We start from the raw sequence: 14,280 nt of genomic DNA, 5'->3' as shown, positions 1-14,280 counted from the left end.
AAGACTTAAATATATTAAATCTATAACTTTATCGTTAGCTTCGTTATTTAAAATAAATAACCGTTATTTGGAACTGCATTACAATCATCTGCTATGATAAAAAAAGTAAATTGGTCAAGGGTTGGCATTATTAGTTTTACCATTGTTTTTTTGATAACTGCGGTTACTTTCGAAATCTTTGAACTAGCATCTTTACCCGGTCAGTTTTTTGGTACTTTATTAGGCGTAGTAATTACCGCAATTATTACGGTACTTTTATTACAGGGACAAACTAAAAGCGAAGAAACCAGAGAACGCCATATTATGGTATTTGAGAAAAAACAAGAAGTTTATTTCGAGTTTTTGAATAAGCTAAATACTATTTTACAAAAAGATTCTTTAGCGTTGCACCTTACAAAAGATAAAGTTAGAGAAAATGAAGTTCATAATTTACATGATCTTCTTTTTGAATTTGGTTATTTACAGATGCATACTTCGGCAGAAACATTTGAGAAAATATTGGATTACGTTGGAAATCTGATGCAGGAAAGTAAAATGGTAAAATCTATAGATGAAAATGCTATTAGAGATTTAGAAAAATATTATTCTGTGCTTACTACGGATTTTTTTGCTATCGTTTCTCTGCTTAAATACGAATTATATAAGGAATCTTCTTCCAATATGAGCAAAGAAAAAATAGATAGAATTATAAAGCTATCATTTTAAAGAATTCAGAATAATCATAAAGGATTATCCTGAATTCTATCATTTTCAAACCTTTAAAATAGCTCTAAAACCTCGAGCAGCATAATAAGAATCGGCACCGTTATGGTATGTAAAAACATGATCGTATCTACGATCACAGAATAACGCACCGCCTAACTTTCTAATGGCATCCGGTGTTTTTATCCAGCTGGAAGTTTTGAGATCAAATTTTCCTAATTTTTGCAATTCATGGTATTGTTCTTCAGTTAAAAGTTCGACTCCAAACTCACCAGCTATATCTACAGCGCTATTGGCTGGTTTATGCTGTTTTCTGGCATCTAATGCTTCCCTATCGTAACAAATACTTCTTCGTTCTTTAGGGCTTTCCGCCGAGCAATCTATAAATATAAATTCTCCACTTTTTACATCCTGCCCAACAACATCGGGCTCCCCTCCTGTTTCTTCCATTTTATATAAAGACCATAACTTTTCTTCCTTATTTTCAAGTATGGCTAAAACCTCAGTCCATTTTATATTAGTATGTCGTTCAGTATATTTGTCAAAACGTTGCTTTAAAGTATCAATAAGTTGATTTTTTTCTGAGGCTGAGAGTTTTCTGTCTCCTTTCATAACTCATTTTATTTAGTATTTCTAAAGGTAAAAATAATTAGAATTATTTTTCAAGATCAGCTATCTACATATTTCTGGATACCTCTTTGTTCCAATAATTTTTTGGGAGCAACATTGCAATAAGCATTAATAATTGCTTCTTTCAAGATACTCATTTCCAGCTCATTTATTTGAAATATAGTCCATCCCTGCTTTCCCCATTTATTTTTTACTGCATAAATAGCCTTTGTATTAACTAACTTAAATACATCTTGCTCTATTTCAGTAAGCTTTAAGTTGATTTGCTGTAATTCTTCATCTAAAGTTGCAAATATTTTCTTCCTGACTTTAAATGCATTTTTTTTAAAATGAGGAACTTTATTAACTTCAGGAAGTGATGTTATAAATGAAGATATTACATCGTCTGATTTGTTCATAAACTTAAAATTAGTGATTTTTAGGCTATCCCCCCTATCCTTCCCGAGAATGTTTTTAACTTTACAGTTATGAATAATATTTTGTTAGTTGAGGATGATTTACGCGTATCAGAGCTTATACAGAGAGGTTTAGAAGAATATGGATTTTCCTTAACATTAGCTTATGATGGTTTATCAGCTAAGAAATTAGCTTTACAAAATGATTACGACCTGATTATTACAGATATTATTTTACCCAAAATGGATGGAATTGACCTGTGTAAACAAATCAGGCAGGCAAAGCCAGACATTCCTATTATTATGTTAACTGCTTTGGGGACAACAGATGATAAAATTGAAGGGTTTGATGCAGGTGCAGACGATTATTTGGTAAAGCCGTTTGAAATGAGAGAGCTTTTGGTACGTATCAGAGCTTTACTAAAACGAAATACTAAAAGCACCAATAATGTGGGTTTTATTCTTCGATATGCCGATTTGGAAATGAATCTGCATACAAAAATTGTTAAACGGGGTACAGAAGAAATCAGTCTTACGCCAAAAGAGTTTAAATTATTGCAATATATGCTGCAAAATCCTGAACGGGTATTGTCTCGGGTAGAAATAGCAGATAAAGTTTGGGATACACATTTTGATACCGGAACAAATTTCCTGAATGTTTACGTAAATTATTTACGCAAAAAAATAGATAAGGACTACGCTAAAAAACTGATTCATACAAAATCTGGAATGGGTTTTATTTTGAAATCTGAATCTTAAAATAGCATATTGTTGATGGTTTAACTGGTTATATATCCAAAACGTGAAAATTAAAACCCGCCTCACTCTCCTATTTACTTTAGTAACAGCTACTATTTTATTGGCTTTTGCCTTTGTGGTATATTATTCGGCCAAAGAAAACAGAGAGAAGGAATTTTATGCTCTATTAAGAAAGGAAGCTTATACTAAAGCGAATGTTTTTTTGAATGCCCAGGTAGATAAGAACACGTTACAGGAAATTTATCATAATAACAGAAAAATATTAAACGAGGTTGAAGTCGCTATTTACGATACCAATTATCACCTATTATATCATGATGCCGTTGACATAGATTTTGTAAAAGAAACATCAGATATGTTTTCTGCCATCAAGTTAAAAGGAGAAATTGATTTTTATCAGGATCAATGGCAGGTTATAGGAATACTTTATAAATATCAGGACAAAGAATATATAATTACGGCAGCAGCATACGATCAGTACGGGTACAATAAACTAGATAACCTGTTAAAAACCATTGTTATTGTATTTATCATATCCATAATCTTTATCTATTTTGCAGGACGTTTTTTTTCAATAAAAGCATTCGATCCGGTACAAAAAATGACCAAGAAAGCAAGGAGTATTTCTGCTACAAATCTGGATTTACGTTTAGAAAGCAGCGATAGTAAAGATGAACTTTCGGAACTGGCAAATACCTTTAATAAAATGCTGGATCGTTTAGAAAACTCTTTTGATGCACAAAAACACTTTGTTTCCAATATTTCTCACGAACTGCGTACACCTTTAGCAGCACTAATTACGGAACTCGAATTGTCTGCAACAAAGGAAAGAAGCATTGAAGAATACAAGCAAGCTTTAAATAATGCTTTGGACGATGCTAAAAAGCTTTCCCGATTATTTAACAGTTTGTTAGATCTGGCAAAGGCAAGTTACGACCCTTCTGAAATTGCTTTTAAAGCTGTGCGAATAGATGAAATATTGTTAGATGCACTGCAACAGGTACAACAGTCTAATCCAAACTATAAAGCAGATATCCATTTTGAAAACGACTTTGAGGATGATGATGAAATTTCTGTCAACGGAAATGAGTATCTCCTGAAAGTAGCTTTTGTAAATCTGTTTGAAAACGGCTGTAAGTTCTCGGAAGATAAACAAAGTGTGGCATCAATAGCCTTCTCAAATAACAATATCCTGATTAAATTCTCCGACAATGGAATAGGTATTTCCGAAGAAGAACTTTCCAATATTTTCACTCCTTTTTATAGAGGGAAAAACAAAAACTTTGCAGACGGAAATGGTATTGGTCTATCTTTAACCAAAAAAATTATAGACCTGCATTATGGTCATATCAGTGTACTTTCGAAACCAGAAAAAGGCACTGCATTTAGTATAGAATTACCGCATATATAATCTCTATTCTTATACCTCTCTAATAAAATTCTAATTTTTTTCTGTAGGTCCTCTAACCTGCTTTAGAAAACATAGTCCCGACCTTTGTGCACCACAAGAAGTTAAAACTTAAAAAGTGTACAGCTATGGGAGTATTAGATTTTGCAATTAGACTTTTAACTGCTTTGTTGTTGGGTGCCGCAATAGGTATTGAAAGACACTGGCGACAAAGAAATGCTGGTTTAAGAACCAATACCCTGGTTGCTTTGGGCGCTACTGCTTTTATTTTGCTTTCTATAGAGATTGGTGGAGATGCTACCGGAAGAATTGCCTCTTATATAGTGAGCGGAATTGGTTTCCTTGGAGCAGGTGTAATTATGAAAGACGGACTGAATGTGCAGGGCTTAAATACGGCAGCAACTATTTGGTGTTCTGCGGCTGTAGGTGCTTTATGTGGCATGGGACTTTTTCCTCAGGCAGGTATAGTTACCTTAGCCATTATGCTTACTCATATTGTTTTGAGACCATTAGGTAATTCCTTAAACAAAATAGCACATCTAAAACCAGCAACAGCACAGACAGATTATCTTTTTAAAATTAAATGTAAACCCGATATAGAAAACCATGTTAGGGTTTTATTAATGCAGATGTTGGGTAACGATGAAAGGTTACTGTTAAAATCCTTATCCAGTGATGACAGCGAAGATATGGCTACTGTGATTATCACTGCTGTTATTAAGGCTGCAACCCCGCAAGACAGTTTAATAGAACGTGTAGCCAGTCGCTTAACTATAGAAGAAAAAGTAGTAAAAGTAAGCTGGGAAATAATAGGCACACAGTCAGATGATTTATAAGAACCGGAATAAATAACCAGCTGTATTAGCTTTAAATAATATACCGAGATGAAGTTAAAAGACAAAATCAGAAACCCTTTTCATTCTGTAATCAGCTCAAGCGGAATGAATGTAGGGACAATAACCAAACTGCAAAATGCATCCAGACAGGATGATAAATTTGTCTATGCAATGCTCGAGAGCAGCGAAGAAGGTATTACAAAAATAACGGCAGACGAGCGTCGGGCAAAATTTGGTTTTAACGAGATACAACACCAGAAAGCACCGGCATGGTATTTACAATTGCTCAAAGCATTTGCCAATCCCTTTATATATATCCTACTGGTAATCGCTATTATTTCATTTATCATAGATGTGTGGCTGCCATCTGTAGAAGACAGAGATTTTAAAACCGTAATAGTAATCTCTATTATGGTTATTATTAGTGTATTATTACGTTTTATACAGGAATTCCGTAGTAATAAAGCAGCCGACCAACTGAAGAGTATGGTTAAAACAACTGCTACCGTATTAAGAAAGTTTAAAGGGTATAAAGAAATTCCAATTAGTGAACTCGTTCCCGGAGATATTATCTTCCTTTCGGCTGGAGACATGATTCCGGCAGATTGCAGGATTATGCATAGCAAAGATCTTTTCATTAATGAAAGTATGCTTACCGGAGAAGCCCTCCCCGTAGAAAAAAACTATCTACCTATAAGAAATGCCGACAAAATGCAGGTTGTAGAGCTTAATAATCTCTGTTTTATGGGCACCAATGTCATAAGCGGTTCGGCAACAGCAATTATTGTAGCAACAGGAAGTTACACTTATTTCGGTAGTATCAGTAAATCTATAACCGGCGAACGCCCGGAAACAGCTTTTGATAAAGGTATTAATAAAGTAAGTTTTTTACTTATACGTTTTATGCTGGTTATGGTGCCTATTATATTTTTAATCAACGGAATAGTAAAAAACGATTGGTTAGAAGCATTAATGTTTGCCATTGCCGTTGCGGTAGGTTTAACACCCGAAATGTTGCCTATGATTGTAACAACCAATCTGGCAAAAGGTGCTGTAAATATGAGTAAAAGAAAGGTTATAGTAAAACGTCTAAACTCCATACAGAATATAGGGGCCATGGATATTTTGTGTACCGATAAAACCGGAACCCTCACATTAGATAAAATTGTATTGGAAAAACATCTCAATGTCTTTGGTGTTGAAGATGACGAGGTTTTAAAATGGGCATACCTCAATAGTTTCCACCAAACGGGACTAAAAAATCTGATGGATAAAGCGGTTTTAGAACATGTAGAACTACATGATTACCTTAAAGTAGAAGAGCAATATATCAAAATAGACGAAATCCCTTTCGATTTTCAACGTCGCCGAATGTCCGTTATTTTAAAAATGCACAATGGAAAACATCTCTTAATCTGTAAAGGTGCCGTTGAAGAAATGTTAGAACTGTGTAGCAGTACTTTTGAGCCTGGCGATAACAGAGAACTTCATATAGAAAATGATACAATTGTACCAATAGATGATACTATGCGGAAAATTGTACATAGAACATCAAGAAAAATGAATGAAGAAGGTTTGCGGGTTTTACTGGTAGCTATTAAGGAATTCGACGCCAAACATCCACTCACCTACTCTATAGAAGACGAAAAAGATATGACCTTAACAGGTTTTATCGGTTTTCTGGATCCGGCGAAACCATCGGCACAACCCGCTATAGAAGCTTTACAGAAATTAGGTGTGGGCATAAAAGTGTTAACCGGAGATAATGAAATAGTAGCCAGAAAAATATGTCAGGATGTGGGTGTACCTGTTCAGCATATTATAAATGGTAGTGAGCTGGAAACTATGTCAGAAACCAGTCTATTGGAAAAAATAGATACCGTATCTGTCTTTGCTAAGCTTAATCCTATGCAAAAAGTACGTGTGGTAAAGGCTTTAAGAAGTAAAGGACATACCGTAGGGTTTATGGGCGATGGGATTAATGATGCAGCCGCACTTAAAGAATCTGATGTAGGCATTAGTGTAGATACAGCCGTTGATATTGCTAAAGAAAGTGCAGATATCATTCTGTTAGAAAAAGATCTGCTGGTACTGCGGAAAGGAGTTATTTATGGCCGACGAACTTTTGGTAATATCATCAAATATATTAAAATGACTGCCAGTAGTAATTTCGGTAACATGTTTAGTATGTTAGGTGCCAGTGCGTTCTTACCCTTTTTACCCATGCTCCCGGTACATCTATTGGTACAAAATCTTTTGTATGATATATCACAAATATCTATTCCATGGGACAAAATGGATGAAGATTTTTTGGAGAAGCCAAAGAAATGGGATGCGCAAAGTGTATCTAAGTTTATGCTTTACATTGGCCCAATAAGTTCTATTTTTGATTTTGCCACTTTTGCTGTCATGTATTTTGTGTTTAAAGCAAACTCACCAGAACACCAAACGTTATTTCAGAGTGGTTGGTTTGTAGAAGGTTTGCTCTCACAAACTTTAATCATACACATGATACGGACCAAAAAAATACCATTTATACAAAGTTGGGCAACAGCTCCGGTAATTGCTTTTACATCATTAATTATGGTTATAGGCATAGCATTACCTTTTTCGCCCTTTGCCACTGCGTTAAAACTGCAACCATTGCCATTAAGTTATTTCCCATGGTTAATAGGTATTTTGTTTTCTTATTGCCTGGTTACTCAGTTTGTTAAAAACTGGTTTATTAAGAAATTTAATACCTGGTTGTAAGTATCTATTCAATTGACTAAAGAAGTGTTAGAGAAGTGTTAAAGAAGTACTGGAGGTGTATCAGTAATCAGTCTGATACCCTCCCTTACAAACCTCTATGTAGCTTTCATTTTCTTATAAACCTCAGTCAGCTTTATAATGCTACATAGCTCTAATAAAATTCTAATTTTTTTCTATCTGTTCTCTAACCATTAAAGAAAAGGAACATTTACACCTTTGCATTGTTTTAGAAAAAAGAAACAAAACAACCCTTTACATATAAAAATTAAACTAAAAAAATATAGACGTAATGATTACCAAATCAGCAAACTTCAGAAGCACCGCAAAAACAGTGTTATCGCTTTCGGTAAGCTTGTTTGTTCTCTATTCCTGTACCAATAGAAATGAAGAGAACCATAATGTTTCCGCAAGCTACTCCATAAAAGGAGATACAATTGTTTTGACAGAAAATTCAAATATTAAATCAAGACTATCTTTCTTTACTATTGGAGAGCAGGAGTTCAGATCAGAAATCACCACTGTAGGAACGGTAAAATCCATACCCAATAATTATGCAGAAATAGCTCCGCCATTTGCCGGAAGAGTGTTAAAATCTTATATCAGATTGGGACAAAAGGTAGTGCCCGGCTCTCCTATTTTTGAAATCAGCTCCCCTGATTATTTCAATTCACAAAAAGAATATTTTGATGCCAAACAAGAATTCCGTCAGGCAGAACTAAACCTTAAAAGACAGAAAGATTTATTAAAAAACGGTGTAGGTGTACAACGCGAACTGGAAGAGGCAGAAACAGATTTCGAAACTAAAAAATCAGCACTGTCTAATGCTTCAGCAGCCTTAAAAATATTCAATATAGATCCCTCAAAAACTGTATTGGGGCAACCTTTAATAGTTACTTCACCCATAAAAGGAGAAATAGTTGATAACAATATAGTTATAGGTCAGTATTTAAAAGAAGATGCAGCCCCTCTAGCTATAGTAGCTGAGTTATCTAAAGTGTGGATAGTGGGTCAGGTAAAAGAAAAAGATATACGTTTTATTCAGGAACAAAAAGATGTAGAAGTTACCATAGCAGCATTACCCGGCAAAATTATTAAAGGTAAAGTTTACCACGTTAACGAAATTGTGGATGAAGAAACCAGAAGCGTACAGGTTTTAATAGAATGTGATAACAGCAAACACGATCTTAAACCGGGTATGTATGTTTCTGTACGTTTTATAGACAATCCGGCATCGGGTATTCTTGTTCCTTTAAAAGCCATTCAGCAAATGGACGATGCCCAGTTTGTATATGTACAGGCAGGTAAAGACCAATATCTGAAACGTAAGATAGAAACACAGATGACGCTGAATGAAGATAAAGTTTTGGTAACATCCGGCTTAAATCCTCAGGATGTTATTGTCAGCGAAGGAGGAATCTTTCTTCTGGAAATGAAATAGAGAATTAAATAAAAAATTAAAGTAAAAGAGTTAAACACGGGAAATAGAGAAATAACGCTATTATCCCCATTAATAAACTCTATATAAGAATCTGACATGAACAAACTGATACAAACAAGCGTTCAGAAGCGCTGGGTAATGGTCACTTTATTTGTACTGATAGCGTTTTTTGGATATTATTCATGGAAGCAGCTGTTTATAGAAGCATACCCGGACATTGCCGATGTTACCTCACAAGTAGTAACCCAGGTTCCTGGTCTGGCGGCAGAAGAAGTTGAACAACAGATAACCATTCCTATAGAAAGAGAGCTTAACGGTTTACCTGGAATGCATGTAATGCGTAGTAAAAGTACCTTCGGTCTATCTATGATAACCATTGTTTTTGAAGATGGTGTAGATGATTATTGGGCTAGAACGCGTATTCAGGAAAGACTTAACGAAGTTGAACTTCCGTACGGAGCACAACCCGGTTTAGATCCGTTAACATCGCCCACCGGAGAAATATATCGTTATATTATAGAAAGCGATAATCATGATTTACGTGAGCTTACCGATTTACAGAATTTCACTATTATTCCACGAATAAAACAAGTTTCTGGTGTAGCAGACGTTACAAACTTTGGCGGAATAACCACTCAGTTTCAAATAGAATTAGATCCGCATAAGCTGGAAAAATATAAACTCTCTTTAGGAGACGTTATAGAAACAGTAGAAAAAAACAATGTAAACGCAGGTGGAAGCGTATTGCCCAGAGGCGAACTAGGTTATGTCATTCGCGGAATTGGTCTATTGAAAAACCTGGACGATTTAGGAAAAATAGTTGTTAAAACAGAAAATGGAGTTCCTATTTTCCTGAATGATGTGGGACAGTTAAAATACGGTATGCTGGAACGTAAAGGCGTGTTAGGTTACACAGATCGTAACCGCGATTACTCAGAAAGCATACAAGGTATTGTACTCTTGTTAAAAGGAGAAAACCCTTCTGATGTATTAAGTGGAATTCACGAAGCTGTAGAAGAACTGAACCAGGGTGGCTTACCCGAAGGTGTAAACATCCATACATTTTTAGACCGGACAGATCTGGTAGACACCACACTTAATACAGTATCACATACACTTTTAGAAGGAATGGCATTGGTTATTGTGGTGCTTATTGTGTTTTTGGGAAGCTGGCGTGGGGCGTTATTGGTTGCCATCACTATTCCAATTTCATTGCTGATAGCATTTATATTGATGCATTTTACCAATATTCCGGCTAACCTGCTCTCTTTAGGCGCTATAGATTTTGGTATTATAGTAGATGGCGCTATTGTAATGATGGAAACCATTCTCAAGAAAAGAGAAGATTCGCCTGACGAAGAATTGGAAGAAAAAACCATCGCACAAAGAGCTGCCGAAGTAGCAAAACCTGTGTTTTTTGCCACAATTATTATCATAACAGCTTATTTACCCCTATTTGCTTTTGAAAGAGTAGAAAAGAAATTGTTTACACCAATGGCTTTTACTGTAGGTTACGCGTTGTTTGGCGCCTTATGTGTGGCCTTGTTATTAATTCCCGGACTGGCTTATGTAATTTATCGTAAACCCCAGAAAATATACCATAATAAATGGCTTGAAAAACTAAGCACTACGTACCATAACAGAATAGAAAAGATTATGGGAAAACCTAAAAAAGTATTCCTTCCCCTAATTCTGATACTGACAGCAGCTACATTATTAACCATCCGTGTAGGAAAAGATTTCTTACCACCATTGGATGAAGGTTCTATTTGGTTACAGGTACAATTGCCTCCGGGTATTTCTGTAGAAAAATCCAAAGAACTGAGTGATACCCTGAGAGCAAGAACCATGAAGTACGATGAGGTTACCTACATTATGGTACAGGCCGGACGTAATGATGATGGTACAGATCCCTGGACAGCATCGCATTTTGAAGTTTCTGTAGGTATAAAGCCATATAAAGAATGGCCCAGAGGAAAAACCAAATACGATTTGATTGATGAACTGGCAAAAGAATACGAAAGTCTTCCCGGATTTACTGTAGGTTTTTCACAACCGATGATAGATGGTGTGATGGATAAAATATCCGGAGCACACAGCGAGCTGGTAGTCAAAATATATGGCGACGATTTTAAAGAAACACGCAGAATTGCAGATGATGTCATCACCACCTTAAAAACGGTACCCGGTGCAGTAGATCTGGCTATAGATCAGGAACCTCCTCTCCCACAGCTACAAATACATTCAGACAGAGACAAAATAGCTCAATACGGATTAAATGTTTCTGATGTTGCCGAATTAATAGAAATAGCCGTAGGTGGTAAAGCTATTTCACAAATATTTATCGGAAATAAAGTCTATGATATTATCTGTAGATATAACGAAGAAAGCAGGAATACACCAGATAAAATAGCCAACCTGATGTTAACTTCTGAGACCGGAGCTAAAATACCCCTGTCTCAGGTAGCAGAAGTAAAGCTAAGTACCGGAGAAAGTACCATTACAAGAGAAATGAACAAAAGGCATTTAACCGTAAAGCTAAATGTACGTAACCGGGATCTTAAATCTTTAATTAATGATGCACAAAACGCTATAGAAAAGAATGTTAAGTATGATCATGATACTTATCACATTAAATGGGGCGGGCAATTCGAAAATCAAAACAGAGCTTATTCCAGACTATCTGTTATTGTTCCTTTAGCGCTGGGTATCATGTTCGTTTTACTATATGCAGCATTTGGCACATTCCGTCAGGCAGGTTTATTAATGAGTATTGTTCCATTAGCCTTATTTGGAGGGATGTTGGCCCTTAACGTTCGTGGAATGTCACTCAATGTATCTTCCGCAGTAGGATTCATCGCCTTATTTGGTGTTGCTATTCAGAATGGTGTAATTATGATATCCCATATAAATGAATTAAGAAAAAAAGGATACGATTTATTAAAAGCAGTTCTTGAAGGTGCACAACATCGTTTCCGACCAGTATTAATGACAGCAACAGTTGCCATATTAGGCTTGTTCCCTGCCTCGCTTGCTACCGGTATAGGTTCAGACGTACAGCGACCACTTGCCACAGTAATCGTTTATGGACTACTATTTTCAACGGTTATAACTTTGTTTGCCCTCCCTGCCCTTTATTATATGATTGAGAAAAAATGGGGCAAAAACTTTAATGAAAAACAAGAAGATCAAACCAGTTAAGATGAAAAGATATTTAAAATTATTCTTCGGTTTAATGTTGTTGAGTATATCGTATCAAGCGCATGCTCAGCAAATAGATACTATATTCAATAAAAGGGATTTAGACTACGCTACTTATATTAATCTGGTAGGTAAAAACAACATCGCATATTCTGCAGAAAAGTTCAATGTAAGCATTGCAGAAGCCGAAATAGAAACCGCTAAAATCTTCCCCGACCCTGAACTTGCTTTTGGTTGGTTAGATAACGGACAACGTAGAATGAATATGGGCTATGGTTTTAATTCTGAACTAACCTGGACATTGGAATTAGGAGGAAAAAGAAAAGCCAGAATAGATTTAGCCAGAAATGAAGCTAAATTAACCAGTTTTTTACTCGAAGATTATTTCAGGAATTTACGTGCCGATGCAACGCTGGCTTTTCTAACAGGTATGCAGCATCGTCTTTTGCTAGATGTACAGCACAACTCCTATTTACAGATGAAACAGCTAGCTGCGTCTGATAGCATGCGTTACAAGCTGGGCACCATCTCTCAGGTAGATGCGCGACAAAGCAAACTGGAAGCAGGTACCATGCTAAATGAGGTATATGCCGCACAGTCTGATTGGGAGACATCTTTGATGAATTTATCATTATTGTTAGGTGAAATACAAACCGATACATTGGTCTGTCCAAAAGGAAATTTCAAAGGTTTTGAGCGTAATTTCTCTTTACAACAGCTTTTGGTAGAAGCACAAAATAACAGAGCAGATCTAAAAGCTGCATTGCAAAACAAAAACGTATCTAAAAGTACCCTGTCTCTTGCTAAAGCAAACCGGGCAATAGATTTAGGTTTAACGTTAGGAATGGAAAATGTATCCTACGTTCGTAATGCCATCGCCCCAACCCCGTCCACCTCTACCATAAATGCAGGTATTAGTATTCCGCTTAAGTTTTCTAATAATAAACCCGGAGAACTTAAAGCAGCACAATACGGAATGTTACAGACCGAGTTTGAATATAAACAGGCTGAACTGGAAATTCATACAGAAGTGCGACAGGCATATTCAGGGTATTTAGCTGCACAAAAGCAGGTAAAACAGTTTAACTCTGGTTTATTAGACGAGGCTAAATCTATTCTGGATGGAAAAACATATAGCTATCAGCGTGGAGAAACCTCTCTATTAGAAGTATTAGACGCACAAAGAACTTATAACGAAGTTCAGCAAAATTATTATCAGGTTCTTTACAATCATGCGGCCGCATTAGTAGAGCTTGAAAGAGCCGCCGGAATATGGGATGTTAACTTCTAAGTCACAGAAAAATGAAAAAATCACTTTATATATTTATAATCCATGCTCTAATCTGCATGGCTTCCTATGCACAAACAAATTCAGAGATCGGCAAAGTTACCTGGGGAATAAAAGCAGGTATCAACTCTTTTGACCTCTATGGCAAAGAAATAGATTACATTTTTGCAGATGATAAAACCACTGCCGAACAAGGGTTTAATATTGGCGCGTTTGCCAATACCCGATTAGGAAAATATTTTGGTTTAAATCATGAAATAGAGTTCAACCAAAGGAATACCGGTGTACAACTTACAGATGCCGTTAACGGTGATTATGCTTCCAAACTAAAGCGTCAGTATATTGATTTAGTTCCTGTAAATCTAACCTTTCATTTCTATGGATTGCAAATATATGCCGGTCCTTATTTAAGTGCCCTATTGAATGCCAATGTAAACAGGAAAGACGATGATGGAAATTATTTTAAAGACAAGAGTATATTCGGAGATCCGGCAAATGATGAATCTGAAAGCTTATACTTGCAAAAATTTGATTTTGGTATAAATACCGGAATAGAATACCAGTTTGGGACGGGATTATCCGTAGGTGCAAGATATATCCACGGTTTTACAGATCTTTTTCAATATGCCAATAGCTATGGTAATGAAGATACTAAAAACAATAATATCAAAATTTACAATAAAGGTTTGATGGTTTCCCTGGGATATGCTTTTAATAAGAAAATGAAATAAAAACCAGAAAGTTTTGGGGCTGTATCAAAAGGATTTGAGGGTGTTTCACGAACTGTGTCAATAGTGTAACTTTAAACTATCGACATAAATATGGCAACACAATACGATTTTGATTTTGAATCCTTTAAAAAGGAAGCTATA

Annotated in this window: 11 protein-coding genes; 9 read left to right on the top strand and 2 right to left on the bottom strand. The window is 35.8% G+C overall.

Features of this window, described 5'->3' with window-relative positions:
• Positions 1-93: 93 nt before the first annotated feature.
• Positions 94-705, top strand: a complete 612-nt coding sequence (locus tag ACFSAH_RS15745; protein ID WP_379663698.1) for a hypothetical protein — start codon at positions 94-96, stop codon at positions 703-705.
• A 45-nt stretch (positions 706-750) separates the two neighbouring features.
• Here the strand turns inward: ACFSAH_RS15745 and ACFSAH_RS15740 are convergent, their stop codons facing one another.
• Complete coding sequence (locus ACFSAH_RS15740; RefSeq protein WP_379663697.1) at positions 751-1,314, bottom strand: DUF4256 domain-containing protein; 564 nt, start codon at positions 1,312-1,314, stop codon at positions 751-753.
• A 56-nt stretch (positions 1,315-1,370) separates the two neighbouring features.
• Positions 1,371-1,730: an MmcQ/YjbR family DNA-binding protein gene (locus ACFSAH_RS15735; RefSeq protein WP_379663696.1), complete on the bottom strand. Its 360-nt coding sequence runs from the start codon at positions 1,728-1,730 to the stop codon at positions 1,371-1,373.
• Positions 1,731-1,799: 69 nt separating this feature from the next.
• Between ACFSAH_RS15735 and ACFSAH_RS15730 the strand changes: the two genes are divergently transcribed.
• The 8 genes from ACFSAH_RS15730 to ACFSAH_RS15695 all read left to right on the top strand — a co-directional run bounded on the left by ACFSAH_RS15730 (position 1,800) and on the right by ACFSAH_RS15695 (position 14,139).
• Positions 1,800-2,486 carry a response regulator transcription factor gene (locus tag ACFSAH_RS15730; protein WP_379663695.1) on the top strand — a complete coding sequence of 229 codons (687 nt, stop codon included), beginning with the start codon at positions 1,800-1,802 and terminating at the stop codon, positions 2,484-2,486.
• Between the two features lie 43 nt (positions 2,487-2,529).
• Positions 2,530-3,897, top strand: a complete 1,368-nt coding sequence (locus ACFSAH_RS15725; protein ID WP_379663694.1) for a HAMP domain-containing sensor histidine kinase — start codon at positions 2,530-2,532, stop codon at positions 3,895-3,897.
• Between the two features lie 125 nt (positions 3,898-4,022).
• Positions 4,023-4,730 carry an MgtC/SapB family protein gene (locus tag ACFSAH_RS15720; RefSeq protein WP_379663693.1) on the top strand — a complete coding sequence of 236 codons (708 nt, stop codon included), beginning with the start codon at positions 4,023-4,025 and terminating at the stop codon, positions 4,728-4,730.
• A gap of 48 nt (positions 4,731-4,778) precedes the next feature.
• Complete coding sequence (gene mgtA / locus ACFSAH_RS15715) at positions 4,779-7,481, top strand: magnesium-translocating P-type ATPase (RefSeq protein ID WP_379663692.1); 2,703 nt, start codon at positions 4,779-4,781, stop codon at positions 7,479-7,481.
• Between the two features lie 289 nt (positions 7,482-7,770).
• Complete coding sequence (locus ACFSAH_RS15710; protein ID WP_379663691.1) at positions 7,771-8,919, top strand: efflux RND transporter periplasmic adaptor subunit; 1,149 nt, start codon at positions 7,771-7,773, stop codon at positions 8,917-8,919.
• Between the two features lie 96 nt (positions 8,920-9,015).
• A complete protein-coding gene (locus ACFSAH_RS15705) occupies positions 9,016-12,120 on the top strand; it encodes an efflux RND transporter permease subunit (protein WP_379663690.1) in 3,105 nt (1,034 codons plus the stop codon).
• Between the two features lies 1 nt (position 12,121).
• On the top strand, positions 12,122-13,411 hold the full coding sequence (locus tag ACFSAH_RS15700; RefSeq protein ID WP_379663689.1) for a TolC family protein: 1,290 nt from the start codon (positions 12,122-12,124) through the stop codon (positions 13,409-13,411).
• Between the two features lie 11 nt (positions 13,412-13,422).
• The gene (locus tag ACFSAH_RS15695; protein ID WP_379663688.1) at positions 13,423-14,139 is read left to right on the top strand and encodes a porin family protein; all 717 of its coding nucleotides are present in this window, start codon (positions 13,423-13,425) and stop codon (positions 14,137-14,139) included.
• Positions 14,140-14,280: the final 141 nt, after the last annotated feature.

The organism is Pseudopedobacter beijingensis, from assembly GCF_042678145.1.
GTDB classification, from domain to species: domain Bacteria; phylum Bacteroidota; class Bacteroidia; order Sphingobacteriales; family Sphingobacteriaceae; genus Pseudopedobacter; species Pseudopedobacter beijingensis.
The sequence above is the reverse complement of the archived record's forward strand: the minus strand, read 5'-3'. Positions and strand labels throughout refer to the sequence as shown.